The sequence below is a fragment of the Methylobacterium sp. JK268 genome (assembly GCF_054052225.1).
The window spans coordinates 53,868-78,514 of sequence record NZ_JBSVZN010000019.1 but is presented as its reverse complement, the minus strand read 5'-3'; the positions used below and the strand labels follow the sequence as shown (position 1 = coordinate 78,514).

The following is a 24,647-nucleotide window of genomic DNA, read 5'->3' as shown; positions in this document are numbered from 1 at the left end:
TCCATGCAGACGAGCTACATCTCTTCGCAAAACGTCTGGAACGCGCCGCGCACGACCGCGATGCGGCTGCAGCAGGAGAGCACGAAGCTGACGACGGAGACGGCGACCGGCCGCTACGCCGATGTCGGCCTCGAACTCGGCAGCCGCACCAACCTCGGCTTCACGCTGCGCCAGCAGCAGGCCCAGCTCGACGCGCTCACCAAGGACAACAGCGTGACGAGCCTGCGCGTCGACCAGACCCAGGCGACGCTGCAGCAGCTCCAGAGCGACGCGGCCGACACCCTCAAGAACCTGATCGCGGCGCCGGACGGACAGAAATTCGCGACGGTGTCGTCCCTCGCCACGACGCGGCTCGCCGGGCTGATCTCCTCGCTCAACGCGGAGAGCGACGGGCAGTACATCTTCGCCGGGCTGAACACCTCGACCGCGCCCCTCGCCAGCTACGATGCGACCTCCGCCACCAAGCAGGCCGTCGACGCCGCGGTGACGGCGGAATTCAACGGCGCGAACCCGTCGACGATCACGCCCGACCAGATGACCGCCTTCCTGAACGGCCGTTTCGCGACGCTGTTCGACGACGCCAACTGGAAGACGACCTGGTCGACGGCCTCCGACACCGCGATCACCAGCCGCATCGCCCCCGACACGACCGCCCAGACCTCGGTGAGCGCCAACGCGACGCCGTTCCGCAGCCTCGCCATGGCCTACATCCTCTCGTCGAGCATCGGCGTCCAGTCCATGCCCAGTTCCACGCAAGCCGTGGTCGCCAAGAAGGTCACCGACCTGCTGTCGCAGGCGGGCGAGGGCTTGATCGGGCTCCAGACCGACCTCGGCACCACGCAGGCGCAGATCAAGGCGGCGAACACCCGCATGGACACCCAGAGCGGCTTCCTGACGAGCCGGATCAACGACCTCGAAGGCGTCGACACCGCCGCCGCGAAGACCCGGCTCGACCAGGTCAACACCCAGATCCAGATCTCCTACTCTCTCACCTCGCAGTTGCGCCAACTCAATCTCGTCAGCTATCTGGGATGATCACTGAAGGTTGTGCAGCTACGACGACCGTCTTGTACGCGCATTCCTGTAGATGTTCTGCGCTCGAAGAGCGTGTCGAGTGAACCCACGGGACGGTATCCGACCCAACTCCGTCTCAGGCAGCGTCGGTGTTAACCTTAAACACAAACTCTCCTGAGATACTTGAAGACGAACGCCCGGCCCGGACCGCACGCTTCCCTTCCGGAGCGGGTTCGAGCCGACCGGGTGGTCCGACGGCCTGGCGCGCCAGGTCCGAGTCAGACGAGGCATCAGCAACGATGTACCGCTTTTCCTACAACGAGATCCTGGAGGACGCGCCCGATCTGTGCCGCGAGCGCGAGCGCGCGGCGTTCGATCGCGCCCTGACCCTCCTGCGCAAGGCCGACGCCGCCGACGCGAAGATCGAGGATCGCGGCGAGGCGGTGAGCTTCCTGCAGCGCCTGTGGGACATCCTGATCGAGGATCTGCTCAGCCCGGCCAACGGGCTGCCGGAGGCCCTGCGCAGCGATCTCGTGTCGATCGGCCTGTGGAGCATGCGCGAGGCGAGCGAGGCCCTGCGCGAGCATCGGCGCAGCCTCGCACCCCTGATCGACGTGAACACCGCCATCCGCGACGGCCTGCGATGAGCCAGCGCATGCGCCTCTCCCTGCGATCCGGCGAGCGGGTCTACGTGAACGGAGCGGTCCTGCGCGTCGACCGTCGCGTGTCGCTGGAACTCCTCAACGAGGCCACCTTCCTCCTGGAGCAGCACGTGCTGCAGCCGGAGCAGGCGACGACGCCCCTGCGCCAGCTCTACTTCGCCGCGCAGGTGCTGCTGATCGACCCGTCGCGGACCGCCGAGGCCCGCCGCCTCTACGACGAACTGCATGCGGGGCTGATGGCGGCGCTGACCAATCCGGAGATCCGCGCCGGGCTTCTCGCCGCCTCGGCCCAGATCGCGGCGGGGCGTCCCTTCGAGGCGCTGAAGCTGATCCGGGGGCTCTACCCGGCCGAGGCCGCGGTGCTGGGCGGCGGCGTGGCGGCGGGCGAGGCGCCCTCCTCCGAGCCGACCCCCGTCCCCGGCCGCCGGCGCGCGGCCTAGGAATCCGGGCGGCGACCCTCCGCCGCCCGAACGAGGTCGATCCCCGCGTCGCGCTCCCGGCGGCCGGCGATCGCACGACACCGGACGAGGCCGCGGCGCGGGATGCCGGGCGACAGGAGATGACAGCGATGACCACGGTCACCGGCACCAGCACCGCCACGGCGGGCACGGGCGCAGCGAGCGGAGCGGCCTCGGGCGGCACCTCGGCCGCCACCACCTCCTCGACCGCCCTGTCGATGAACTCGGACACCTTCCTCAATCTGCTGCTCACGCAGATGAAGAATCAGGATCCGACCAAGCCGATGGACTCCACGCAATACATGGGCGAACTCGCCACCTTCTCGGAGGTCGAGCAGAGCACCAAGACGAACCAGAAGCTCGATTCCATCCTGGCCTCCAGCTATCTGGGGCAGGCCGACAGCGCGATCGGCCGCACGGTGACCTCGCAGGATGGGACGGTCAGCGGCGTGGTGTCCTCGGTGCGGATCACCACCGACGGTCCGGAGGCGACGCTCCGGGACGGCCGCACGCTGATCCTCGGCAGCGGGGTGACGCTGTCGTGAACGAGATCGACGCCCTGGAACTGGTGCGCTCGGCGATCTGGACGATCCTGGTCGGCGCCGGTCCCTCGGTGGCCGCCGCCATGCTGGTCGGGATCGTGGTCGCCCTGCTCCAGGCGCTGACGCAGATCCAGGAGGTGACGCTCACCTTCGTGCCGAAGATCGTCGTCACCCTGCTCATCATGCTGATCACCGCGTCCTTCGTCGGCACGCAGCTCTACAGCTTAACCGAACTGGTCTACGGGCGGCTCGTGACGGGGTTCTAAAAGGAGACTGATTCGCACGGGGCGAGTGGGTCGGACCTTGGTCACGATCGTCGACTCCCCGGGGTGGCAGTCAGCACGGCGGTCGTTCCATGAAGGCGTGGATGGCGGAACGCCCTTGCTCCACGAACCCCCAGCGCCGGTAGAGCGCACCCACCGGGTTCCAGAGCAGGTATTCCAGCCTCACGGAGAGCCCAAGACCGTCAGCCAGTGCCAGGCAGTGACGGAGCACGGCCGTGCCCGTTCCGCGAGCCTGGAACGCCGGCAGCAGGTAGAATTCGCCGAAGCGGACATGCGTGGTGAGCACCGAGAGTGAGACTGTCCCGAGGCGGTGATCTCCGCGCTGGATCGCGAAGAACGGTTTCTCGCGGTAGCGCTCCTCGTGCAATCGGCGCTGAAACGCCTCGTCCCACCCCCAGCGCACCGCCACGTGGGGTCCTAACGCTTCCCGCTTGGCCTGGAACGCGAAGTCGCTGTCGGCAGCAGAGCTGCCGAGCAACGTAAAAGTGAGATCCGGCGGGAGGTCGGGAAGCGCAGGGCTCGCGCTGTCACCCAGCCCACGAAGCGCGATCCCCGTCACGGCTCTCCTCGGCGATCGGCATGGACGTGTCCGCTCCTCGTTCGTGCTGTATCATGGCTGACCCAGGGTCCGCACCACCCTGTCGGGCAACGCCTCGCCCTTTCGAGAGCGGTCCCCGCCACCCTCGCGCAAGCTTGTCCCGCGAATGATCCCCCCATCACGGGAGAGCGGGGAGCCGCGATGGCATTGGTCGAGGCAGTGGGGCTGGAGCAGCGGACGCGGCGGGATTTCGGCTTCGCGGCCGGCATCGTGGCGATCCTGGCGATCCTGTTCCTGCCGATCCCCGCCGTTCTGATCGATATCGGGCTCGCCTTCTCGATCGCGCTCTCCGTGCTGATCCTCATGGTGGCGCTCTGGATCCAGAAGCCCCTCGAATTCTCCGCCTTCCCGACCGTCCTGCTCATCGCCACGCTCCTGCGCCTCGCGCTCGGCATCGCGACGACGCGGCTGATCCTGGCGAACGGCCAGGCCGGCGTGAACGCCGCCGGCCACGTCATCCAGGGCTTCTCGCAATTCGTGATGAGCGGCGACTTCGTGATCGGGATCGTGGTCTTCGCGATCCTGATCACCGTCAACTTCCTGGTCATCACCAAGGGCGCGACCCGCATCGCGGAGGTGGGCGCCCGCTTCACCCTCGACGCCATCCCCGGCAAGCAGATGGCGATCGACGCCGATCTCAATGCCGGGCTCATCGACGACAAGGAGGCGCAGCGCCGCCGCCGCGAGCTGGAGGAGGAGAGCGCCTTCTTCGGCTCCATGGACGGTGCCTCGAAATTCGTCCGCGGCGAGGCGGTGGCGAGCCTGATCACCATCGCGGTCAACATCTTCGGCGGGATCATCATCGGGACGACCCGCCACGGCCTGCCCCTCGGCACCGCCGCCGACGTCTTCACCAAGCTCTCGGTCGGCGACGGCCTCGTCTCGCAGATCCCGGCGCTGATCGTCTCTCTCGCCGCCGGCCTGCTGGTCTCGAAGGGCGGCACCCGGGGCACCGCCGAGCAGGCGGTGCTCGGGCAGCTCGGCGCCTATCCGCGGGCGCTCGCCGTGGCGGCGGCGCTGATGGGCCTCTTCGCCATCGTGCCGGGCCTGCCCTTCCTGCCCTTCATGGTGCTCGCCGGCCTGATGGGCTCGGTCGCCTACGCGATTCCCCGCCGGCTCGCCGAGAAGAAGGCCGCCGAGGCCGCCAAAACCGCCATCGAGGAGGAGCGCAAGCTCACGGCCGCGAAGGACTCGGTCAAGGAGGCGCTCAAGACCCCGGAGATCGAACTCTGCCTCGGGCGCCACCTCGCCGCCCAGGCGGCGGGCGCGAAGGTCGAACTCGGCCACCGGGTCGCGAAGATGCGCCGCAAGTTCGCGCTGCAATACGGGTTCGTCGTCCCCGACATCAAGCTCAGCGACAGCCTCGCCGTCCCGCCGAAATCCTACCAGATCCGCATCCACGGCACGCTCGCGGCGACCCAGGAGATCCGGCCGGGCGAATCCCTGGTGGTGGTCGGCGAGGGGCCGCGGCCCGACGTGCCGGGCGAGGAGGTGCGCGAGCCCGCCTTCGGCATGAAGGCCCTCTGGGTGCTCGACGCCTACGCGGGCGAGGCGCGCCGCGCCGGCTTCGAGCCGGTGGACGGCACCTCGGTGCTGCTCACCCACCTGTCCGAGGTGATCCGCAACAACCTGCCCCACTTCCTGTCCTACAAGGACATGCGCAACCTGCTCGATCGGCTGGAGCCCGAGTACAAGCGGCTGCTCGACGAGATCTGCCCGTCGCAGATCTCCTATTCGGGCCTGCAGGCGGTGCTCAAGCTGCTGCTCGCCGAGCGCGTCTCGATCCGCAACCTGCACCTGATCCTGGAGGCGGTGGCCGAGATCACCCCCCATGCGCGCCGTGCCGAGCAGATCGCCGAGCACGTGCGGATGCGCATCGCCCAGCAGATCTGCGGCGACCTCGCCGAGGATGGCGTGCTGGCGGTGCTGCGGCTCGGCGCCCGCTGGGACCTCTCGTTCCACCAGAGCCTCAAGCGCGACGCCAAGGGCGAGGTGGTGGAGTTCGACATCGACCCGCGCCTCGTCGAGCAGTTCGGCACCGAGGCGGCGGAGGCGATCCGCACGCGGCAGAAGGAGGTGCACAGCTTCGCCCTCGTCACCGCGCCCGACGCCCGCCCCTACGTGCGCATGATCATCGAGCGCATCTTCCCGACGCTGCCGGTGCTCTCGCATCTCGAGATCGCCCGGGGCGTCGAGATCCGCTCCCTCGGGACGATCTCGTGAGCAGCTTCGCCCCCGAGGCCCTCCTCGGGATCTTCCTGATGTTCTGCCGCATCGGCGCCTGCCTGATGGTGGCGCCGGGCATCTCCAGCGCCCGCATCCCGCCGCAGGTCCGGCTGTTCCTGGCGCTCTCGGTCACCTTCGCCCTCAGCCCCCTGGTCCTGCCGCTGTTCCGAGGCCGCCTCGACGGGCAGGAGCCGGCCGTGACCTTCCTGTGGATCCTGGCGGAGAGCCTGACGGGCTTCATCATCGGGCTGCTCGGGCGGATCTTCCTGTTCGTCCTCGAGACCGTGACGACCGCGCTCACCATGGCGATCGGCTTCAACGCCATCCCGGGCGTCGCCATGGAGGGCACCGAGCCGCAGGGCGCCCTCGTCGCCCTGGTGATGATGGCGGCAACCGCGCTCCTGTTCGCGGCCGACCTGCACTGGGAGCTCTTTCGCGGGCTCGTCGAATCCTACGTCCGCCTGCCCCCGGGCCAGGTGCTCGGCGCGCAATTCGCCCTGATCCAGCTCGTCGACCAGATCACCAGCGTGTTCGTGGTCGGCCTGCGCATCACCTCGCCCTTCATCATCTACTCGGTGATCGTGAACCTCGCGGTCGGCTTCGCCAACAAGCTGACGCCCACGATCCCGGTCTTCTTCATCGCGACCCCGTTCGTGATCGCCGGCGGGCTGTTCATCGTCTACTCGCTGGAGGGCGAGGTGCTGATGCAGTTCCTCGGGTCCTACGCGGCCTGGTTGCGGCAGGGCTGAGCGATGCGCACCGCCAACCGCCTCGCCCGCGCCAAGCGCCTGATGGCCCTCCAGGAGCAGATGCGCCGGGCGGCGGAGTGGGAACTTGCCGAGACGCGCCGCCGCGTCGAGGCCGCCGACGCGCAGGAATCCGCCCTGCTCGGCTCGCTCGGCGACACCGCCGTGGCGGGCCTGTTCCTCGAAGCCGCCGCCCGCTGCCTCAGGACCATCGCCGGCGAGAGATCCGCCCTCGACGCGGCCGCGCAGCGGCAGCAGGAGGCGGTGCGGGAGCGCGCCCTCGCGCAGAAGCGCAGCGAGCGCCAGGTCGCGAGCCTCGGCGCGCAGGCCCGGCGCGAGGACGAGCGTCGCGACCTCCTGGAGCGCCTCGACGGGCTCGCGGCAGGCGGCGACGCAAGCCTCCCGTAAGCCAGCCCGGTTAATGCCGATTCACCTCACCGTCGGCGCCAGCCGTCCACCCGCCAGACGCCCATGAGACGACCATGAGCATCACGCCTCCCTCCGATATCGTGCTCGACGTGGCCCGGGCGGCCGATCCCGCCCGCGCGCAGGAGGCCGCCTCCAAGCTCGGGACCGCCACCGGCCCCGTCGACCCGGCCGCCTTCGCCTCGGCGATGTCCGGCGCCGGCCTCTCCACGCACATGCCGCACGACGCCCAGGCGCAGCTCACGGCGGCCAAGACCGACACCGCCCTCTCGGCGGGCCGCTCGACTCCCTACCGGCAGTTCGAGGCGATGGTGATGCAGCACTTCGTCGAGGCGATGCTGCCCGCCAAGGCGGGCTCCGTCTACGGCAAGGGCATCGCCGGCGGCTACTGGAAGTCGATGCTGGCCGAGCAGATCAGCGGCCAGGTGGCCAAGGCCGGCGGCATCGGCATCGCCAAGATGCTGGAGAAGTCCCACCCGGCGCAGACCGGCGCCACGGACAAGACCCAGGGCTAGCGCCCTCGGCGACCTGGGCCGGCCGCGTCGATCCCCTCCCCCGCCGGACCGCGTCCGGCCCCACACCAGGACGTTCCGCCATGCTGATCGCCTCCCTGACGCGGCTCGAAGCCACCCTCGACACGGAGACGGAGGCGCTGCTGCTGCGCCAGCCCTTCGATCAGGAGGAGATCAACCGGCGCAAGAGCCAGAGCCTCCTCGAACTCACCCGCCTCGCCCGCCACTCCGAGGAGACGGGCGCCGATCCGGCCCTCGCCGCCTGCCTGGCGCGCGTCCAGGACAAGCTTGTCCGCAACCAGGAGGTCGTCGCCCTCCACCTGCGGGCGGTCGAGGAGGTGTCCGAGATCATCGCCGGCGCCCTGCGCGCCGCGGAATCGGACGGCACCTACACCCAGGCCCATCGCTGAGGCCCGGCCATGCGCATCGTCGTCACGGGGCTGTGGATCTGCATCGTCACCCTGCTCTCGTGCTACGGCGTGGTGACCTGGGGCGCCGGGCTGTTCCAGCAGAAGACCGAGCCCTACCTCGAAGGGCTCCAGTACCAGAAGCTGCGCGCCATCAACGTGCCGATCATCGCGGACGGCGCGCTCCAGGGCTACATTGTCGCCGTGCTGGTGTTCACCGCGGACGCCAAGCTCATGCACACGGTCGCGGTGCCGCCCAATTCCTTCGTGATCGACGAGGCGTTCCGGCAGATCTACGGTGACGCGAGCCTCGATTTCCGCAAGATCTCGAAGTACAACATCACCAAACGTCTCGACGAAATCCGCGCCAAGGTCAACGAGCGGCTCGGGGCCGAGGTCGTGAAGGACGTGCTGGTCGAGGACTTCAACTTCGTGCCGCGCAAGGACCTGCGGATGTGAGGGGCGCAGGCGGGACCGCCTCTCAGGCCGGTGCCGGGGAGGCGCTCCCGCGGTGGAAGTGGCTGAGGAAGGCCTTCGTTGCGGCCTCGCGCGGGGTATCGATGACCTCCCGGGCCGGTCCCGTCTCGACGACGTAGCCGTCGCGCATGAACATCACCGTGTCGGCGACGTCGCGGGCGAAGGCGATCTCGTGGGTCACGAGCACCATCGTCATCCCCTCGGCCGCGAGCTGGCGCACGACGGTGAGGACCTCGCCGACGAGCTCGGGGTCGAGGGCCGAGGTCGCCTCGTCGAACAGCATCACGTCCGGCGACATGGCAAGCGCCCGCGCGATCGCCACGCGCTGCTTCTGGCCGCCGGACAATCGGTCCGGAGAGGCGTCCGCCCTGTCCCGCAGGCCGACCTTGTCGAGCAGCCGGAGCGCCAGGTCCCGCGCCTCGTCCCGGCCCCGCCCGAGCACGGTGACCGGCCCCTCCATGACGTTCCGCACGACCGACATGTGGGGGAACAGGTTGAAGCTCTGGAACACCATGCCGACGGTGGCGCGGAAGGCCGCCAGATCCTTGTCCCTCGGCATCCGGTGGCCCCTGCCGAACGCGGCGGCGTGCGTCCCGATCCGAATGCTGCCCTCGTCCGGGATGGTGAGCAGGTTGAGGCAGCGCAGCAGGGTCGACTTGCCCGAGCCGCTCGGACCGATGATCGCGACCACACCGCCCCGGGGCACGCGGACGGAGATGTCCTTGAGCACGGGCAGGGTCCCGAACGACTTCTTAACGTGCTGGACCTCGATCATCGCTGGGTCGGTCATCGCGTTGCTCCCGGCATCGACGAACGGCTCCGCCGCGCTCAGCGGGCGAGCCTCTTCTCCAGGCCGTAGGCCAGGGTGGTCAGTGGAAACAGGATGATGAAGTAGATCACGGCGATCATGGTGTACGTTTCGAGCGGCCTGTAGGTCGCCGACGTGATCAGCTGTCCCTGGTAGAGCAGGTCGGGCACGGCGAGCACCGACAGAAGCGACGTGTTCTTCAACTGCAGGACGATCTGGTTGACGAGGGGCGGGATCATCCGTTTCAGCGCCTGCGGCAGCACAACCCGCCGCATCAGGGCGCTCCGCCGCATGCCCAGGGCTCGGCCGGCATCCCACTGCCCCGCGTCGATGGACGCGATGCCGCCCCGGATGATCTCGGCGAAGAACGAGGCGCCGTAGAGGGTCAGCGTTACGAAAGCCGCCGTGCCCGGCGCCAGTTCGACCCCGGTCAGGATCGGCAACGCGTAGTACATCCACACCAGCTGAACCAGAACCGGCGTGCACCGGAACACCTCCATGCAGGCCATCAGCGGCAGCGTCACGATCGTCGAGCCCGACAGACGCAGCAGGGCGATCAGGCCGCCGACGGACAGACCCGACACCGAGGTGAGGATCGTGAACCCCAACGTGTACAATGCCCCGACGAGGATGAGCTTATTATATTGGAATAAAAAGGAAAAATCCCATTCGTACGACATCGCGGACCGCTCGCTACGGGTATGAGAACGCGGACGGGGCCAGGCCTTCGTAGAACCACCGACCGAGGGTGACGATGTCGTAGACGGGGCGGTCGAACGTGGTTGCGACCGCCTTCGAGAAGGGTGGGAGATTGGTGCATTCCATCACGATCGCGCCGATATCGTCGCGACCGGACACGAGCCGGTCGGCCGCTTCGAGAACCTCCTGCCGGAGGGCGGCGCGGTCGTAGGGCTCGCCGCGCTCGATGACGCCGTGGAGCCGTCCGTCCGCCGGCAGGCCGACGACCGGCGTCTCCGGATCGGCCCCGACTTCCGAGAAGTGGGCGGGGGTGAGGGCCGCGGCGTCGTAGGTGATCACGGCCGGGCGCCGGCCCCGCGGCAGGCAGCGGGCGATCAGTGGCAGTTGCATCAGGCTGGAGGTCGCGACCGGGAGGGACAGACGGCGCGCGAGGCTCCGCTGCCGCGCCGCGAGGAAGCCGCAGGAGGTGATGAGGCCGACCGCGCCGTCGGAGCGCAGGGCCTCGCCGGCCTCGACGAAGGCGTCGATCAGGTCCGCGTCGTGCCCCTCGACCACGCGCCGCGCCGTCGCGCCGTGCACGACCGCGTAGCGAACGGGAAAGGGCCAGGTCTCCGGGTGTCCGACGTCGCCGGGCGGCCGCTCGAACCGGGTGTCGAGCATGATGATGCCCAGCGGGCGCACCGGCCGGCTCGTCAGAACACGATCTCCGCGGGGATGTCCTGCGGCTGGATGCCGACGATCTCCAGGCTGGACGTGATCCAGCTCTTCACCGAACCGAGCCCGCGATTGTACTCGAGCCAGTTGTCCACGAAGGTCCGGAACCGGGGGTCGGGCTCGGCGCGGACGCCGGCGCAGGTGGGCTGGGCGCTGACGGGCGTCGGCACGACGATCCGGCCGAGCTTCGGGTTCTTCTTGGCGGTCACCAGGGAGAGCATCGCGACCTGGATCACGCAGTCGGAACGGTTCGACTGCACGGACAGAATCGCCTCGTCCGGGGTCTTGAGCGCGACGAGGGTCGCGTTCGGGAGCACGCGGCGCGCGAACAGGTCGTGCGACGACCCGATGTCGACGGCGACGCGGACCTCCGGCTTGTTCAGGTCGGCCCAGGTCTTCGGCTCGAAGCCCGGCTTGGCGATGACCGTGAAGGTGTTGTTCATGATCGGCCGCGTGAACTCGACGGTCAGCGCGCGGGACGGCGTCGGCGACAACCCGAACATGATGTCGATCTTGTTCGATTGCAGATCGAGCACCGAGTTGCCCCAGGTGGACTCGACGATCTCGAGTTCCGCCTCCATGGCCTTGGCGAGGTCCTGGGCCATGCTGATGCAGAAGCCGGACCATTGCCCGGTGGCGATGTCCTTCTTGTAGTAGGGCTCGGTGCCGATTGCGGCGGCGATCCGGAGCTTCTTCGAGCGCCGGATGCGTTGGAAGGTGTTCTCCGCGGGCGGGGTCTGCGCCTGGGCGCTCCCCACGGGCGAGAGCGCCGCGAGCGTGCCGCCACCGAGGAGCGACGCGATATCTCTGCGTGAAACCATTGTCGTGTCCCTCGTCGTTCCCAGGCGGCGGCACCCCAGGTGGCGGTGCATAGGCGAAGTGGTCGGGCGGCGCTACGCGTAGGCCGAAGGTGAGCGGCCTCGGGGCCGCGGGGTTCATACGGTGCCGGATGATGCGAAGGGTCCTCCTGTCCCCGGGTGCGTGCCTCTGTAGGGACAGTCCAGGTCTTTCAAAGGTGTCCTTCGCTCCTAAAATAAGTCTTGCATTCACAGTGGCTTATTCAGGAACGAGAGTGGCGCGGGATCCCCTCTCCCGTGCGGGAGAGGGGTAGGGGTGAGGGTCCCGGACCGTGCCGTCATCAAGCGAGGGCGGTCGTGCTGGCAGCGGGACACTTCAGAATACTTGCTGAACCACCTGGACCCTCACCCCTGCCCCTCTCCCGCACGGGAGAGGGGTTCCCCGCGCCATATCCGAGAACCGTTGTGTGTCGACGTAAGTATCTGTCTCATGTGTATTTTTCGCGTTCTGTGGATCCGCTAGCCCACTCGGGAGAGGGGAGAAGTGCCTCACATTGTCCCCGGACAGCCGCGATGCTGGTGAGGATGATGACCGCCCCGGTCAAACGGATCCGCGTGGTTCCGGCCGACGGGGAGACCGTACGATGGGCTCTCGAGCCGCCCGCCGAGCTCATGCACACTCCATTCCAGCGCGACAGAACCGCTTCCGGGTGGAGAGGACGTCAGCGTCCCGGCTACGTCTCACCCAGCAGCCGCGTCACCGCCTCCAGCGCCAGCCGCCCGGCGAGGGCCTTCTCCCGTCCCTCGTCGAGCGCGATGGCGACGCCGCCGCAGACCGCGCCCTCGCCGTGGAAGACGTAACGCAGGGTGCTCGACGGGTGGAGGACGCCGGGCTTGAGCGAGAGGTAGCCCTGCAGGCCGCCCGGCCGGTCGCTGCGGCCGCTCACCAGGGCGAGGCCGCCGCGCTTGCCCGTCACCACCCGCGGCACCACCCGCAGCCGGTGCACCTCGCGGCTGGCCAGGACGAGGCGCGGGCCGGCGAGCGCCACCAGCACGTCCGGCGGGAAGTGCAGCAGGCCCTCCACCGAGAGCGGCCGCCCGTCGGTCTCGAACCGGTCGAACACCGCCAGCGCCGTGAGGTCGTCCAGGGTGACGATCACCCGGCGGTGACGGTAATCGGGCCCGTGCACGCTGGTGCCGATCGCGTAGGCGGTGGCCCCGTCGAGGCGGGCCGTCTCGGCGAGCCAGCCGGTGCCGGCGCCCGGCTCGCGCCCGTCCGGCCAAGCGACGTTGTGGCCCCGCGCCGAGGTCAGGTAGTGGCGCACCAGGCCGGATTCGATCTGGCCCGAGCCGCCGGCCTCCACGATCCAGCGCACGCCCTCCGCCGAGAACACGAAGGAGGTGCAATCCGCGTGGCCGTGGGCGTGGCGCTGCTCCCCGAACAGGCAGGCGAAATGCGCCCGCGTCCCCCCGGGCCCCTCCGCGCGCACGGCGATCACCCCGGAGCCACCCCGCGCCGGAACGAGGCTGCCCCGCTCCACCGCGACCCGCTCGCCCGGGCCGAGCAGTCGCCCGATCCAGGCGCGGTGGTCGACCCCCTGGGGCGCGTCGCCGAAGGGCGGCAGGCGCCCGCCCGGGTCGAGGAGCCCGGAGAGCTGGCGCAGGCCCGGGCCGATCCGCCCGCGGATCAGCGGCCCGGGCGGCGCGTCGCCGAGGCTCTCCGCCAGCAGGTGGCCGAGGCTCGCGAGTTCGAGCCGCTGGTGCAGGGACGGGTCGGTGAGGCTGCCGTCGGGCGCGCTCAGCGCCTCGAACCCCTCCTCCAGCGCCAGGGCCGCGAGCGAGGTCCAGAAGTCAGAGAGAGGAAAGCGCGGCAGCGCCTGGGCCAGCGCCCGCAGGGCCACGGCGGCCTGGACGTGGTGGAGCGTGCGCGCCACGGCGTTCTGGCCGACGATCTCCGCGAGGGCGAAGCCGTGCCGCACCGCCTCGCCCGCGAGCGTGCGCAGGGGCTCGACCCGCATCGAGCCGATGGCGAAGGGGGCGAGCAGCGCCACGAACACCTCGGCCCGCACCGCCATGGCGAGGGGGTGCAGGCTCAGCGGGTCCGTCGGGCTGCCCCATGGATTGGCCCGCGACCACGCCAGGGCGATCTCGGTCGCCTTCGCGGTGTCGGCGGCGGCGAGCGGCAGCAGCCAGCCCAGCGACTGGTATTCCAGCCGCCACGCGGGCGATCCGAACGGGTCCTCGCTCCAGCTCGGCGCCTCGGGCAATTCCCACTCGCCCGCCCGGGCGAGGCGCAGCGACGGCCAGGCCGGCCGCTTCCCGTGCTGGAGGATGCGCGACTGCTCCAGCAGTAGCGGCACGCTCTCCGCCGGGGCCGGCGAGCCGCGCAGGGACAAGGCCGCGTCGACCCGGTCGAGGAAGGTGCCGGCATCGATGATGTCGTCGCCGCAGAGGGCTTCCAGGCGCAGCGAATCCTCCAGCCCGATCTCCGGCGGGCCGGTGAGCTCGACATCGGCGTCGACGGTGAGCGCGGTGAAGCCGATCCGCACGCCCGCGGCCTTCGGCGGCGGCACGAGGTCGAGGGTGAAGCGCCGCGCCTGCCGGTGGGCGGGCAGCGCGATCCCGGCCCCGAAATCCGGCGTCGAGACGGTGTCCGGATAGGGCGGCGGAATCACGGCCCCAGCGGCATCCCGGTAGCTCAGCCGGGCGAGCGCCCCCTCCCGGCCGGCGCGCGCGGCGTGGATCTGCCCGCGCACCACCAGGGGCCGGTTCGGCACCAGCGCGAGGTCGATCCAGTCGGGCTGCAGGCTCAGCCGCCGCCGCCGCCGCTTGGCGCGGCCCGGGCCGGCCTGGCGCAGCTCCGGCCGCGCGACCTCGAAGGGCAGGCCGTTGCGCCAGGAGCGCAGGCTCACCGCCGCGTGGCGGGCGGGATCCGGCACCAGGAAGGCGACGCGCACCATCGCCGTGCAGGTGCCCTCCGGGGCGTCGCAATAGGCCGGACCGGCGATCCAGGTGCTCTGCGGGTCGAGCAGCGTGCGGGTCAGGCCCGGCACCTGCTCGAAATCGAGGCTCGACTTGTCCTGCGCCTGGAAGTCGACACCCACCAGCGCGAAGTCGAGGGCGTTGGCGGCGGGCTCGGCCGGATCCCAGGCGAGCTGGAAGGCGAACTCGACCCAGGTCTCGGGGGCGAGGTCCGCGAAGCTCAGCACCACCCGGGCGAAGCGGTTGTTGGGCGCGACCACGTGCGCGTCCGGACGCGGCCCGGCGGCGGCGCCCCCGGCGTAGCTCACCGAGACGGGCAGGAAACGTGGCGCGCCGGACATGCTCGCGGGCGGTGGAGGGGCGGGCGTCGTGGAAGACGGGACACCGCACCTGCCGTTTGGGCCCGCACCCTGTCAAGCCGCGGCGCGGACCGGGCTCAGCGCCCGGCCAGCGCCTTGGCGCGGATCTGCGTCAGGGTCTGGCCCGGGGTGATGGCGTCCCGGGAGATCTTGAGGTGGATGATCGCAGGCTCCCCGCAGGCCAGCGCCTCCGCGAAGGCCACCGGGAAGTCGTCTGTCCGCTCGACCGTCCAGCCCTTGCCGCCGAAGGCCCGCGCGTAGGCGGCGAAGTCCGGGTTGACGAGGTCGGTGGCGACCTCGCGGTCGGGGAATTCGCGCTCCTGGTGCATGCGGATCGTGCCGTAGCTCGCATTGTCCGCGACGATCACCACGATCGGCAGCCGGTACTGCACGGCGGTCGCGAAATCCTGGCCGTTCATCAGGAAGTCGCCGTCGCCGTTGATCGACACCACGATCCGCTCCGGCCACAGGCGCTTCATCGCCACTGCGGCCGGCACGCCGTAGCCCATCGAGGCGGAGGTCGGCGCGATGTGGCCCGCGAAGGTCCGGAAGCGAAAGAAGCGGTGGATCCAGGCGGCGTAGTTGCCCGCCCCGTTGCACAGGACCGCGTCCCGCGGGAGCGTCTCGCGCAGGTGGACGATGACCTCGCCGAGATTGACCGCGCCCGGCTGCGGCGTCGCGACCTCGCCCCAGGCGAGGAAATCGGCATGGGCGGCCGCGGCCTGCTCGCGCCAGGGGCGGTGGGCCGGGGCCGGCAGCCGCGCCAGCGCCAGGGCGGTGCGGGCCGGCGAGGCGTTGATGGCGAGGAAGGGCTGGTAGACGCGGCCGAGTTCCTCCGGGCCGGCATGGACGTGGACGAGGCGCGTCGCGGGCCCCGGGATGTCGAGGAGGCTGTAGCCCTGCGAGGGGATCTCGCCGAGGCGCCCGCCGAGCAGCACCACGAGGTCCGACGCTTTTACGCGCGCGACGAGTTTCGGGTTGGGGGCGAGGCCGAGATCGCCCGCGTAGTTCGGGTGCAGCGCGTCGAAGAGCGGGCTGCGCCGGTAGCTCGTGGCGATCGGCAGGTCGAAGGTCTCGGCGAAGCGCGCGATCGCCGCGCAGGCCTCCTCGCTCCAGCGGCTGCCGCCGAGCACCACGACCGGCCGCTCGGCCGCGGCGATCAGGTCGGCGAGGGTTGCGAGGTCGTCCGCACCGGGCGCCGCCTCCACGGGCCGGAAGGGCGGCGCCAGCGGCGCCTGCGTGGTCTCGTTCAGCATGTCCTTGGGCAGCGCCACCACGACCGGGCCGGGCCGGCCGGCGGTCGCCGTCGCGAAGGCCCGCGCCACCATCTCCGGGACCCGGTCCGCGTCGTCGATCTCGGTCGCCCACTTCGCCATCGGACCGAACACCGCCCGGTAGTCGAGTTCCTGGAAGGCCTCGCGGCCGCGGAAGCGCCGCTCGATCTGCCCGACGAACAGGATCATCGGCGTCGAATCCTGCTGCGCCACGTGCAGGCCCGCCGAGGCGTTGGTGGCGCCCGGGCCGCGGGTGACGAAGCAGATGCCAGGCAGGCCCGTCGCCTTGCCGTGGGCCTCCGCCATCATGGCGGCGGCGCCCTCCTGGCGGCAGGTCGTCACCGTGATGCCGGAATCCCGCAGCGCGTCGAGCACCGGCAGGAAGCTCTCGCCCGGCACGGTGAAGACGTGGCGCACGCCGTTCGCCACGAGCTGGTCCACCAGCACCCTGGCCGCACTTCGCGCCGCGGGAGCGCTCCGCGCCGCATGTCCGATCGTCATTCCGGTCTCCATCGCGTCAGGGTCCGAAGATCACGCCCTCGGTGTAGGGGATCTCCCCCGGCCGGGGCGGATGGGGGCCGCGGAAGTACTTGCCCTGCCGCTGGCCGAGGGAGAGCCCGACCAGGCCCGGCAGCGGGCCATCGGTGTCGACGAGCACCGTCGGGTGGCCGTGGCCGAGCAGGGAGCGGCCGACCGGACCGGCGAAGCGCCGGAAGGCCGCGAGGTCCCGGCAGTAGATCAGGTGCGCGGTCGGCAGCAGGCGCTTGAGGATCCGTCGCGGCGCGAACACGAAGGGGTGCAGCCCGTCCCCGGCCTCCGCGACGACGCAGACGCAGCCATAGGCGGCGTGGGTCTCGACGAGGTCCCGCTCGGGCAGGGCCGCGAGCGCGGCGGGCACCCGCCCGCGCACCCGATGCACGCGCACCGGCTCCTCCGGATCGGCGAGCCAGGGCAGGCAGAGCAGGGTCCCGCGGCTGAACGGCCGGAAGCCCTGCCGCTCGATGATCGCCTCCGTGTGGGGGGCCGGCGAGAGGTTGAGGTAGGTGACGCCCGGGTCGCGCAGCACGGCGCCGACCAGGAGCGCCGCGTGACCCGCGAAGGCCGGCTCCGCCGACCAGCTCGACAGGTTGCAGCGCACGATCCGCCGCCCGTCCTGCTCAACTTCGGAGAAGATCGTCAGCAGCACGGCGACCGGCCGTCCCTCGGCCTCCAGCAGGTAGCCGAAGCGCGGATAGCCCTCGGGCACCGGCCGGCTCGCCTGGCGGCGCAGGCCGCGCAGCCAGTAGCCCTTCGGCCGCATCCGGAACCCGCGCCGCAGCAGGCCGGCGACCGCGTCGAGGTCGGCCTCCGTGATCTGCCGCCGCCGCACGGCGCCCCGGCCATCCCTGACCATTCCGTTCACCCTAACGCCGCGATCGCCTTGATGAGCTTTCGCCTCGACTGGTATAGCTGATGCCGAGAAATGGAGACAGTGTCAGATGTCTGTAAGGTTAACAATTCTCGGGCAAATGAAGCAGATCGCCGAGGAACAACAGCGCAAGCTGGCCCCGCTCTCGGACGAGACCCCGCTGGTCGAGACCGGGCTCGATTCCTTATGTTTCGCGATACTTGTGGCGCGGCTCGAAGGCGAGTTGAACGTGGATCCGTTCACGATGTCGGATGAGATCGTGTTCCCGGTCACGGTCGGCGAGTTCGTTGCGCTCTACGAGGGCGCCGCCGTCGATGCCGCGGCCTGAGCCGATCTCTCCGCGCGGGGCGCCCCCCTCCCTGCGCGGCGCGCCTCTTTCGCTGCGCGGGGCGCTCTTGGACGCCGGGGAGACGGGTGGCCGCCTGATCGGGCGCGAGGCGGAAGCCGCCTTCGCGGCGCTCCCGCGCGCCAGCGTCCTCGGCGCCGCCCGGGACGGGCTCGCCGGGCGGGCGGTGCTGGTGACGACCGGCGAACAGTTCCCGGCCGCCCTGGCGCTGATCGACCTCGACGGGGTGGCCCGGCGCCTGCTCCTGGCGCCGCCGGATCTCGACCCCGCCCACCTCCCCGCCCTCCTCGACCGGGCCGGAATCGAGGCCGTGGTCACCGACCGCGACCCGGCCACCCTGCCGGATGTCGGGGGACGCCCCGTCCACGCCATCGGCCCACTCGCGCCCGCGCCCCAACCCGGCGCCGCGCCGCTCGCGACCGAGTGGGTGCTGCTGACCTCCGGCACCACCGGCATCCCCAAGATGGTCGTCCACGACCTCGCCGGCCTCACCGGGGCGATCCGGCCGCGCGACCCGGGCGCGCCCGCGCCGGTCTGGTCCACCTTCTACGACATCCGGCGCTACGGCGGCCTCCAGATCTTCCTGCGCGGCGTCCTGGGCGGCGGGTCGCTGGTGCTCTCCGCCAAGGACGAGCCCGTGGCCGCGTTCCTGGCCCGGCTCGGACGCCATGGCGCCAGCCACGTCTCCGGCACGCCCTCGCATTGGCGCCGCGCCCTGATGAGCGCCGGCCTCGACGCCTTCCGCCCCGCCTATGTCCGCCTCTCGGGCGAAATCGCCGACCAGGCGCTTCTCGACGCCCTGCGCGCCGCCTTCCCGGCGGCCTCGGTCGGCCACGCCTACGCCTCGACCGAGGCCGGGGTCGGGTTCGAGGTCACGGACGGGCGCGAGGGCTTCCCGGAGAGCTATCTCGGCCCGCGCGACACCGGGGTGGAGCTGCGGGTCGCGGAGGGTTCCCTGCGCATCCGGTCCGGCCGCACCGCCCGGCGCTACCTCGGCGAGGACGCGCCGGTGCTGATGGATGCCGAGGGCTTCGTCGATACCGGCGACATGATCGAGATCCGCGACGGGCGCTGCCACTTCGTCGGGCGCCGCGGCGGCATCATCAACGTGGGCGGCCTCAAGGTGCATCCCGAGGAGGTCGAGGCGGTGATCAACCGCCACCCGCGGGTGCGGATGTCCCTGGTCGAGGGGCGGCGCAACCCGATCACCGGTGCGCTCGTCACCGCCACCGTGGTGCTCGATTCCGGGACGGAGGGGGCCGAGGGCGTGACGGCCGAGATCCTCGCCGCCTGCCGGGCCGCCCTGCCCGCCCACAAGGTGCCGGCGGTGCTGCGCGTCGCCGAGAGCCTCGCGGTCACGCAGGCCGGCAAGCTCGCGCGGGGCGCGCCCCGCCAGGAGGTTGGACATGCGTAACGTGCTCGTCACCGGTGCGAGCCGGGGGCTCGGCCTCGCCGTCGCGGCGCGGCTGGCCGGCGACGGGTTCCGGGTGATCGCGCTCGCGCGCCGCCCGAGCGAGGCGCTGGAGGAGGCCGCGCGGGCCGCCGCCCCGGGCGAGATCCACTTCGCCGCCGCCGACCTCGCCGAGGTGGGCGCCATCCCGGACCTCGTGCGGCGCCTGCGCGAGGCCCACGGCCCGCTCTACGGGCTCGTCAACAACGCGGGCCTCGGCACCGAGGGCCTGCTCGCGATGATGCCGCTCGCCGACATCGAGGCGCTGGTGCGGCTCAACACGCTGGCGCCGATCGTGCTGACCAAGCACGCCCTGCGCGCCATGATGGCCGAGGGCGCCGGGCGGGTGGTGAACATCAGCTCGATCATCGCCTCGACCGGCTACAACGCGCTCTCGGTCTACGCCGCCACCAAGGCCTCGATGATCGGGTTCACGCGCTCGCTCGCCCGCGAGGTCGGGCCGCTCGGCATCACGGTGAACGCGGTGGCGCCGGGCTTCATCGACACCGAGATGACGGCGGGCCTCGGCGAGCCGGAGCGGCGCAAGATCGCCGGCCGCGCCGCCCTGCGGCGCCTCGCGGAGGCGCAGGACGTGGCGAATGCCGTGGCCTTCCTGATGGGCGAGACCGGCCGCAACATCACCGGCAGCGTGATGACCATCGACGCCGGCAGCACCGCGTGACGCAACCGCGTCTGTCCCGCCCCGTTGATGCTGGGCGAGGGCGGGAGGGTCCCATGGGATTGCTGGATCAGGTCATCGGGTCGGTGCTCGGCAACGTCTTCGGCGGGCAGAGCCGCGAGGGCGGCTCCTCGATGTCGCCCCTCGTGAAGGCGCTTCTGATGCTGCTCGCCTCGAAGGCCCTCCAGGGCGGCTTCGGCGACATCTTCGGCGGCGGGGCTCGCCCGGCGCCGCATCCGCGCGGCGACGAGGGCTTCCGGCCCGCGGGCCCGGCCCCGTCCGCGCCGGGCGACGACCCGAACAACCCCTTCTCCGAATTCTCTGGCATGCTCGGGGGCGGGGCCGCGCCGCAGGCGGGCGGACCGGGCGGTGCGGTCCCGAACCCCTTCGACCAGCGCGCGGGCCAGTATTCCGGCCTCGACCGCGAGGTCCCCGACAATGCCGGTCCGGCCGGCCTCGACCAGCTCATCGACCGGTTCCGGCAGGGCGGGCTCGGCGACGTGGTCGAATCCTGGATCGGGCACGGGCAGAACCGGCCGATCGCGCCCCAGCAGCTCGCCCAGGCGCTCGGCTCCGACACGGTGGAGACCCTGAGCCGCCAGACCGGCCTCGGCCGGGACGACCTGCTCTCGCAGCTCGCCCAGGTTCTGCCGGGCGTGATCGACGGGCTCACCCCCCAGGGCCGCCGGCCGACGCACGACGAGGTGCGGGGCTGGTAGGGCGTGGCCTACGCGCTGTTCTACTGGCCGGGCATCCAGGGCCGCGGCGAGTTCGTGCGCCTGGCCCTGGAGGAGGCCGGTGCCCCCTACATCGACGTCGCCCGCGAGCGGGGCTTCGGCGCGCTGCACGACCTCCTCGCCGAGGACGGCCCGCGCCCGTCCTTCGCCTGCCCGGTCCTGCGCGACGGCGACCTGACGATTGGGCAGACGGCCGCGATCCTGCTCTATCTCGGGCCGCGTCTGGGTCTCGTCGGCGAGAGCGAGGCCGCGCGGATCCGCACGCACCAGATGCAGCTCACCGTGGCGGACGCGGTGTCGGAGGTGCACGACACCCACCACCCGATCGCCAGCAGCCTGTTCTACGAGGACCAGCAGCCGGAGGCGGCCCGTGCCGCGACGGTGTTCCGCGAGGAGCGCCTGCCGGCCTTCCTGGGCTTCTTCGAGCACGTCCTGGCGACGAACCCGGAGGGGGCGGACCACCTCGTGGGTCGTCGCCTGTCCTACGCGGACCTGTCGCTGTTCCAGCTCGTGGACGGGCTCCTGTACGCCTTCCCGGTCGCAGCGGCGCGGGCGCTCGCCGCGACGCCCCGGGTGGCGGCGCTGCACGCGGCCGTCGGTCGGCGCCCGCGAATCGCCGCCTACCGGGCGAGCCCGCGGCGGCCGCCGTTCAACGAGGACGGGATTTTTCGGCGCTATCCGGAACTGGACGGGTGAGGCGAGATCCGTTGATCGAAGCGGATCTCGTCGTGCGAGCCGACGCGGCGATTGAGCGATGAGATTTCACCGGCGCGTGGACCCCGGCGAATGAAGCCAGGAGCCACCAGCGTCGTGACGGGCTCCCCCTTTTCCGGGCGCATGCAGCGCCGGCGGAATGCGACCCGGAAACCAGCACGAGACTCTGCCGCGAAGCGGCTCCGGATCTCGGCACCGCTGCAAAATGCAGACGCTTCGCGGAGTCTTGCGCTGGTTTCCGGATCTCCGTCCGCCGACGCGACAGTCGTCCGGAGAAGGGGAGATTGGCATCAACCGGGGGAGCCTCACCCCACCAGCGCGGCCCGCTCCGCCTCGTAGGCCTCCCGCACCCGCTCCTTGCCGTAGCGCCGCTCCAGGCGCCGCACGGTGAAATGCGCCCGGGCGATGGTCTGGAAATGGTCCATGAAGGCCGCGTTCACCGCCGCGCCGCCCACCGCGCCGATCACCGGCACCGCCTGAGCGGCGACCTTCTGCGAGACGACGAGGCCGAAGCGCGAGGCCACCTGCGCCACGAAGCGCATCACCGCCGGCGCGCTCTCGTCGAGGAGCCCCCGTCCCGCCGCGTAGCGCGCCACCTCGGACATCGTCTTGGCGAGCGCCCCGCGCACGGCGAAGTAGCCGCTGTCCGTGGGGCTCGGCTCCGCCCCGCCGCGCCCGCCGAGCGCGAAGACCTGGAGGCAGGCCAGCGCCGCGTCGGGCTGGCTCAGATCCTCGCCCTCGCGCTGGGCAATCTCGGCGATCGAGCGCAGCATCAGGGTCGTCGAGACCGGCAGTTCCACGGCGATCGTGGCGAGGCCGAAGGCGCCGCCCACCGCGCCCGACACCGCCGCCAGCGCCCGGTGGCCGCGATCCCCCGGCGGGTAGCGCTCCAGCCATTCGAGGGCACGGGCGCGCAGCGAGGACCGCTCGGGCGCCTCGGCCGCGACCACCGCGACCGTCCCGTCGGCCTTGCGCGGAAGCGTCGACAGCGCCGCCCGGAGCGAGGCCTTCATGACGCTCTCGGTGGCGTGGGTGATCGTCTCGGTGACGGTGGCCGGCAGCGCCCGGCCGAGCATGTCGAGGGGCGCGCCCGCCACCGCGGCGAGGCGCGCGGCGAAGCTCGGCCGCTCCAGCACGCCCACTGCCTCCCGCAGGGCGGCCCGGTCCTCGTCGCTCATCGGCGGCGGCGGAAGGGGCGAAGCGGGGAGCGGCACGGTGTCGAGGGCGACGATCTCTCTCACGGCATCAACCTCGGGACGGGGACGGGTGAGGGAAAGGTGGAGACGGTGCCATGAGTTCCGCAAGGGCCAGCGGCCACGTTCGGCAGTCGCCCAAGGGAAGACAGTCGGTCTAGAATGACTCTCATCGAGGATGCCCCGACAGGACGCCGCGCCCATGGCCACCGATCCCGCCGCCTCCGTGCCCGATTGGGGCGCCCCGGTCATCCGCACCATCGCCATGCCGGCCGACACCAACCCGGCGGGGGACATCTTCGGCGGCTGGCTGATGGCGCAGATGGACCTCGCGGCCGGCAACGTCGCGGCGCGCCGCGCCCGGGGGCGCTGCGCCACGATCGCGGTCGAGGGCATGACCTTCCTGCAGCCGGTGCTGGTGGGCGACGAGGTCAGCCTCTACGCCCGGATCGTCCAGGTCGGCCGCTCCTCGATCCGCATCCAGATCGAGGCGTGGCGCCGCGCCCGCGAGAGCGAGGAGACGATCAAGGTCACGCAGGCCCTGTTCACCTTCGTGGCGATCGACGAGAACCGCCGCTCGCGGCCCGTGCCGCCGGACCTCGTGCCCGCCGCGCCGGACCAGGGGGATGGGCCCTGGTCGGTGTGACGCTCAGGCCCCCTGCGCCGCGCCCTCCTCGCCGATCCCGGCCGCGGCCGGCGGCGCTGCCGGACGCAGCTGCGGCAGGAAGCGCAGGGCGAGGCACAGCGCGACGACCGGGATGCCCACGGCCGAGGTCATCATGAAGAAGGTCGGGTAGCCCACCGCGTCGACGATGAAGCCCGAGGAGCCGCCCACCCACTTGCCCGGCAGCGCGTAGAGCGAGGAGAGCAGCGCGTACTGGGTCGCCGCGAAGGCCGGCGAGGTCAGGCTCGACATGTAGGCGATCAGCACCGTGCCGGCGAAGGCGCCCGCGAAGTTCTCGACGCTGATGCTGCCGACGAGGAGCGGCAGGTTGTGCCCGGAGAGCGCCACCCAGGCATACATGAGGTTCGAACTCGCCGCCGCGATGCCGCCGACGAGCAGCGCCGGCAGGAGCCCGAGCCGGCTCACCGCGATCCCGCCCGCGAAGGCCCCGGCGATCCCGATCCAGACGCCGTAGACCTTCGAGACCGTGGCGATCTCGGTGAGCGAGTACTTCATGTCGACGTAGAGCGGGTTCGCCATGATGCCCGAGACGATGTCGGGCATCCGGTAGAGCGTGATCAGCGCCAGGATCAGGGTGAGCCCGCGCCCGTAGCGGCGCGCGAGGTCCGCGAAGGGATCGAGCACCGCCTCGCGCAGGGCCTGCCGCCAGCCGCGCCCCGCCGGCGGGTCCACCGCCTGCACCTTCGGTGCCGCGAGGCAGCCGGCGACCGCGATCCCCATCAGCACCGCCATGGTGGCGTAGGCCGGCGCCCAGCCGAAGGCGTCGGCGACGAGGAGCGCCCCCGCCCCCGCGCAGATCCGGGCGAGCGCGTAGCCGAGCTGGTAGGCCGCGAGCATCATGCCCTGGCGCTCGGGCGGGGCGGAATCGATCCTCCAGCCGTCGACCACGATGTCCTGCGTCGCCGACGCGAAGGCGATGGTGAGCGCGCAGGCGACCATGTAGCTGAGCGAGCGCGCCGGATCGCCCTGGCTCATGGCGAGGAGCGCCGCCGCCACGACGAGCTGGGCGGCGAGCATCCAGGCGCGGCGCCGGCCGAGCAGCCGCGCCAGGACCGGCAGGTCGACGCGGTCGATGACCGGCGCCCAGAGGAACTTCAGCGTGTAGGCCAGCGAGACGTAGCTGAGGAGGCCGATGCTGGAGCGCTCGATGCCGGCCATGCGCAGCCACGCCGACAGGGTCGCGAAGACGAGCAGGATCGGCAGCCCCGCCCCGAAGCCGAGCAGCAGCATCAGCGCCTTCCGGCGGTCGCGGGCGACGTCGCGCAGCGTCTGCCGGGTGCGCTCCAACCAGTCGGTGCTCATCGATCTCCGTCCTCGCGCGTCACCCTGCCGGCCGAGTGAGGCCGGAAGATGGTTCCCGAAAGGTTGACGCCGCGGCGGACGGACCCCGCTGGGCCGCTCCACGTTGCCCTCGACGGGGATCGTTCAGGGTGATCGTCGGGATGGGGAT

At 71.3% G+C, this 24,647-nt stretch carries 27 protein-coding genes; 17 read left to right on the top strand and 10 right to left on the bottom strand.

What is annotated here, in order from left to right; genetic code table 11:
• Positions 1–3 precede the first annotated feature (3 nt).
• The 5 genes from ACW9J6_RS20500 (at position 4) to ACW9J6_RS20480 (ending at position 2,942) form a co-directional block, all read left to right on the top strand.
• The gene (locus ACW9J6_RS20500) at positions 4–1,035 is read left to right on the top strand and encodes a flagellar hook-associated family protein (protein ID WP_457118357.1); all 1,032 of its coding nucleotides are present in this window, start codon (positions 4–6) and stop codon (positions 1,033–1,035) included.
• 278 nt (positions 1,036–1,313) lie between these two features.
• Positions 1,314–1,661 carry a flagellar biosynthesis regulator FlaF gene (gene flaF / locus ACW9J6_RS20495; RefSeq protein WP_457118356.1) on the top strand — a complete coding sequence of 116 codons (348 nt, stop codon included), beginning with the start codon at positions 1,314–1,316 and terminating at the stop codon, positions 1,659–1,661.
• 8 nt (positions 1,662–1,669) lie between these two features.
• A complete protein-coding gene (flbT, locus tag ACW9J6_RS20490; protein ID WP_457118355.1) occupies positions 1,670–2,116 on the top strand; it encodes a flagellar biosynthesis repressor FlbT in 447 nt (148 codons plus the stop codon).
• Between the two features lie 128 nt (positions 2,117–2,244).
• Positions 2,245–2,679 carry a flagellar hook assembly protein FlgD gene (gene flgD / locus ACW9J6_RS20485; protein WP_457118354.1) on the top strand — a complete coding sequence of 145 codons (435 nt, stop codon included), beginning with the start codon at positions 2,245–2,247 and terminating at the stop codon, positions 2,677–2,679.
• Positions 2,676–2,942 carry a flagellar biosynthetic protein FliQ gene (locus ACW9J6_RS20480; protein WP_457118353.1) on the top strand — a complete coding sequence of 89 codons (267 nt, stop codon included), beginning with the start codon at positions 2,676–2,678 and terminating at the stop codon, positions 2,940–2,942. The genes flgD and ACW9J6_RS20480 overlap by 4 nt, the downstream gene beginning before the upstream one ends.
• Before the next feature lie 70 nt (positions 2,943–3,012).
• Here ACW9J6_RS20480 and ACW9J6_RS20475 read toward each other — a convergent pair whose 3' ends face one another.
• Positions 3,013–3,519, bottom strand: a complete 507-nt coding sequence (locus tag ACW9J6_RS20475) for a GNAT family N-acetyltransferase (protein ID WP_457118352.1) — start codon at positions 3,517–3,519, stop codon at positions 3,013–3,015.
• A 180-nt stretch (positions 3,520–3,699) separates the two neighbouring features.
• Here ACW9J6_RS20475 and flhA point away from each other — a divergent pair, with 180 nt between their 5' ends.
• From flhA to ACW9J6_RS20445, 6 genes are all read left to right on the top strand, one after another.
• Positions 3,700–5,781 carry a flagellar biosynthesis protein FlhA gene (flhA, locus tag ACW9J6_RS20470; protein WP_457118351.1) on the top strand — a complete coding sequence of 694 codons (2,082 nt, stop codon included), beginning with the start codon at positions 3,700–3,702 and terminating at the stop codon, positions 5,779–5,781.
• A 38-nt stretch (positions 5,782–5,819) separates the two neighbouring features.
• Positions 5,820–6,533, top strand: coding sequence for a flagellar biosynthesis protein FliR (fliR, locus tag ACW9J6_RS20465; RefSeq protein WP_457118434.1), 714 nt, complete (start codon positions 5,820–5,822; stop codon positions 6,531–6,533).
• A gap of 3 nt (positions 6,534–6,536) precedes the next feature.
• Entirely contained in the window at positions 6,537–6,938 is a 402-nt protein-coding gene (locus tag ACW9J6_RS20460) for a hypothetical protein (RefSeq protein ID WP_457118350.1), read from the top strand.
• 74 nt (positions 6,939–7,012) lie between these two features.
• Complete coding sequence (locus ACW9J6_RS20455) at positions 7,013–7,471, top strand: rod-binding protein (RefSeq protein ID WP_457118349.1); 459 nt, start codon at positions 7,013–7,015, stop codon at positions 7,469–7,471.
• Between the two features lie 80 nt (positions 7,472–7,551).
• Positions 7,552–7,878, top strand: a complete 327-nt coding sequence (locus ACW9J6_RS20450) for a flagellar protein FlgN (RefSeq protein ID WP_457118348.1) — start codon at positions 7,552–7,554, stop codon at positions 7,876–7,878.
• 9 nt (positions 7,879–7,887) lie between these two features.
• Positions 7,888–8,334, top strand: a complete 447-nt coding sequence (locus ACW9J6_RS20445) for a hypothetical protein (protein WP_457118347.1) — start codon at positions 7,888–7,890, stop codon at positions 8,332–8,334.
• A 22-nt stretch (positions 8,335–8,356) separates the two neighbouring features.
• On the opposite strand, the gene ACW9J6_RS20440 is transcribed toward ACW9J6_RS20445, so the two are convergent.
• From ACW9J6_RS20440 to ACW9J6_RS20410, 7 genes are all read right to left on the bottom strand, one after another.
• Complete coding sequence (locus ACW9J6_RS20440) at positions 8,357–9,142, bottom strand: amino acid ABC transporter ATP-binding protein (RefSeq protein WP_457118346.1); 786 nt, start codon at positions 9,140–9,142, stop codon at positions 8,357–8,359.
• Between the two features lie 38 nt (positions 9,143–9,180).
• A complete protein-coding gene (locus tag ACW9J6_RS20435) occupies positions 9,181–9,840 on the bottom strand; it encodes an amino acid ABC transporter permease (RefSeq protein ID WP_457118345.1) in 660 nt (219 codons plus the stop codon).
• 13 nt (positions 9,841–9,853) lie between these two features.
• On the bottom strand, positions 9,854–10,540 hold the full coding sequence (locus ACW9J6_RS20430; RefSeq protein ID WP_457118344.1) for an aspartate/glutamate racemase family protein: 687 nt from the start codon (positions 10,538–10,540) through the stop codon (positions 9,854–9,856).
• Between the two features lie 11 nt (positions 10,541–10,551).
• Complete coding sequence (locus ACW9J6_RS20425; RefSeq protein ID WP_457118343.1) at positions 10,552–11,394, bottom strand: transporter substrate-binding domain-containing protein; 843 nt, start codon at positions 11,392–11,394, stop codon at positions 10,552–10,554.
• A gap of 710 nt (positions 11,395–12,104) precedes the next feature.
• Positions 12,105–14,693: a heparinase II/III domain-containing protein gene (locus ACW9J6_RS20420; RefSeq protein ID WP_457118342.1), complete on the bottom strand. Its 2,589-nt coding sequence runs from the start codon at positions 14,691–14,693 to the stop codon at positions 12,105–12,107.
• A 95-nt stretch (positions 14,694–14,788) separates the two neighbouring features.
• On the bottom strand, positions 14,789–16,486 hold the full coding sequence (locus ACW9J6_RS20415) for a thiamine pyrophosphate-binding protein (RefSeq protein WP_457118341.1): 1,698 nt from the start codon (positions 16,484–16,486) through the stop codon (positions 14,789–14,791).
• A gap of 16 nt (positions 16,487–16,502) precedes the next feature.
• The gene (locus ACW9J6_RS20410; RefSeq protein ID WP_457118340.1) at positions 16,503–17,378 is read right to left on the bottom strand and encodes a hypothetical protein; all 876 of its coding nucleotides are present in this window, start codon (positions 17,376–17,378) and stop codon (positions 16,503–16,505) included.
• Between the two features lie 85 nt (positions 17,379–17,463).
• Here ACW9J6_RS20410 and ACW9J6_RS20405 point away from each other — a divergent pair, with 85 nt between their 5' ends.
• From ACW9J6_RS20405 to ACW9J6_RS20385, 5 genes are read left to right on the top strand one after another with little or no spacing between them, the layout of a single operon-like run.
• Positions 17,464–17,721, top strand: coding sequence for an acyl carrier protein (locus ACW9J6_RS20405; RefSeq protein WP_457118339.1), 258 nt, complete (start codon positions 17,464–17,466; stop codon positions 17,719–17,721).
• A complete protein-coding gene (locus tag ACW9J6_RS20400) occupies positions 17,708–19,153 on the top strand; it encodes an ANL family adenylate-forming protein (RefSeq protein WP_457118338.1) in 1,446 nt (481 codons plus the stop codon). The genes ACW9J6_RS20405 and ACW9J6_RS20400 overlap by 14 nt, the downstream gene beginning before the upstream one ends.
• Positions 19,146–19,871, top strand: coding sequence for an SDR family NAD(P)-dependent oxidoreductase (locus tag ACW9J6_RS20395; RefSeq protein ID WP_457118337.1), 726 nt, complete (start codon positions 19,146–19,148; stop codon positions 19,869–19,871). Before ACW9J6_RS20400 ends, ACW9J6_RS20395 begins: the two co-directional genes overlap by 8 nt.
• Before the next feature lie 53 nt (positions 19,872–19,924).
• Entirely contained in the window at positions 19,925–20,587 is a 663-nt protein-coding gene (locus ACW9J6_RS20390) for a YidB family protein (protein ID WP_457118336.1), read from the top strand.
• Between the two features lie 3 nt (positions 20,588–20,590).
• Complete coding sequence (locus ACW9J6_RS20385; protein ID WP_457118335.1) at positions 20,591–21,301, top strand: glutathione S-transferase; 711 nt, start codon at positions 20,591–20,593, stop codon at positions 21,299–21,301.
• Between the two features lie 323 nt (positions 21,302–21,624).
• Here ACW9J6_RS20385 and ACW9J6_RS20380 read toward each other — a convergent pair whose 3' ends face one another.
• Positions 21,625–22,560, bottom strand: coding sequence for an EcsC family protein (locus ACW9J6_RS20380; protein WP_457118334.1), 936 nt, complete (start codon positions 22,558–22,560; stop codon positions 21,625–21,627).
• A 154-nt stretch (positions 22,561–22,714) separates the two neighbouring features.
• On the opposite strand from ACW9J6_RS20380, the gene ACW9J6_RS20375 reads away from it, so the two are divergent.
• Complete coding sequence (locus tag ACW9J6_RS20375) at positions 22,715–23,158, top strand: acyl-CoA thioesterase (RefSeq protein WP_457118333.1); 444 nt, start codon at positions 22,715–22,717, stop codon at positions 23,156–23,158.
• Positions 23,159–23,161: 3 nt separating this feature from the next.
• Here ACW9J6_RS20375 and ACW9J6_RS20370 read toward each other — a convergent pair whose 3' ends face one another.
• Positions 23,162–24,499, bottom strand: coding sequence for an AmpG family muropeptide MFS transporter (locus tag ACW9J6_RS20370; RefSeq protein WP_457118332.1), 1,338 nt, complete (start codon positions 24,497–24,499; stop codon positions 23,162–23,164).
• Positions 24,500–24,647: the final 148 nt, after the last annotated feature.

Coding starts and splice junctions, on each gene's coding strand:
- ACW9J6_RS20500 (WP_457118357.1), top strand. CDS start 4: ATGCAGACGAGCTACATCTCTTCGCAAAACGTCTGGAACGCGCCGCGC.
- flaF (WP_457118356.1), top strand. CDS start 1,314: ATGTACCGCTTTTCCTACAACGAGATCCTGGAGGACGCGCCCGATCTG.
- flbT (WP_457118355.1), top strand. CDS start 1,670: ATGCGCCTCTCCCTGCGATCCGGCGAGCGGGTCTACGTGAACGGAGCG.
- flgD (WP_457118354.1), top strand. CDS start 2,245: ATGACCACGGTCACCGGCACCAGCACCGCCACGGCGGGCACGGGCGCA.
- flhA (WP_457118351.1), top strand. CDS start 3,700: ATGGCATTGGTCGAGGCAGTGGGGCTGGAGCAGCGGACGCGGCGGGAT.
- fliR (WP_457118434.1), top strand. CDS start 5,820: ATGTTCTGCCGCATCGGCGCCTGCCTGATGGTGGCGCCGGGCATCTCC.
- ACW9J6_RS20460 (WP_457118350.1), top strand. CDS start 6,537: ATGCGCACCGCCAACCGCCTCGCCCGCGCCAAGCGCCTGATGGCCCTC.
- ACW9J6_RS20455 (WP_457118349.1), top strand. CDS start 7,013: ATGAGCATCACGCCTCCCTCCGATATCGTGCTCGACGTGGCCCGGGCG.
- ACW9J6_RS20450 (WP_457118348.1), top strand. CDS start 7,552: ATGCTGATCGCCTCCCTGACGCGGCTCGAAGCCACCCTCGACACGGAG.
- ACW9J6_RS20445 (WP_457118347.1), top strand. CDS start 7,888: ATGCGCATCGTCGTCACGGGGCTGTGGATCTGCATCGTCACCCTGCTC.
- ACW9J6_RS20440 (WP_457118346.1), bottom strand. CDS start 9,142: ATGACCGACCCAGCGATGATCGAGGTCCAGCACGTTAAGAAGTCGTTC.
- ACW9J6_RS20435 (WP_457118345.1), bottom strand. CDS start 9,840: ATGTCGTACGAATGGGATTTTTCCTTTTTATTCCAATATAATAAGCTC.
- ACW9J6_RS20425 (WP_457118343.1), bottom strand. CDS start 11,394: ATGGTTTCACGCAGAGATATCGCGTCGCTCCTCGGTGGCGGCACGCTC.
- ACW9J6_RS20420 (WP_457118342.1), bottom strand. CDS start 14,693: ATGTCCGGCGCGCCACGTTTCCTGCCCGTCTCGGTGAGCTACGCCGGG.
- ACW9J6_RS20415 (WP_457118341.1), bottom strand. CDS start 16,486: ATGACGATCGGACATGCGGCGCGGAGCGCTCCCGCGGCGCGAAGTGCG.
- ACW9J6_RS20410 (WP_457118340.1), bottom strand. CDS start 17,378: ATGGTCAGGGATGGCCGGGGCGCCGTGCGGCGGCGGCAGATCACGGAG.
- ACW9J6_RS20405 (WP_457118339.1), top strand. CDS start 17,464: ATGTCTGTAAGGTTAACAATTCTCGGGCAAATGAAGCAGATCGCCGAG.
- ACW9J6_RS20400 (WP_457118338.1), top strand. CDS start 17,708: ATGCCGCGGCCTGAGCCGATCTCTCCGCGCGGGGCGCCCCCCTCCCTG.
- ACW9J6_RS20395 (WP_457118337.1), top strand. CDS start 19,146: ATGCGTAACGTGCTCGTCACCGGTGCGAGCCGGGGGCTCGGCCTCGCC.
- ACW9J6_RS20390 (WP_457118336.1), top strand. CDS start 19,925: ATGGGATTGCTGGATCAGGTCATCGGGTCGGTGCTCGGCAACGTCTTC.
- ACW9J6_RS20375 (WP_457118333.1), top strand. CDS start 22,715: ATGGCCACCGATCCCGCCGCCTCCGTGCCCGATTGGGGCGCCCCGGTC.
- ACW9J6_RS20370 (WP_457118332.1), bottom strand. CDS start 24,499: ATGAGCACCGACTGGTTGGAGCGCACCCGGCAGACGCTGCGCGACGTC.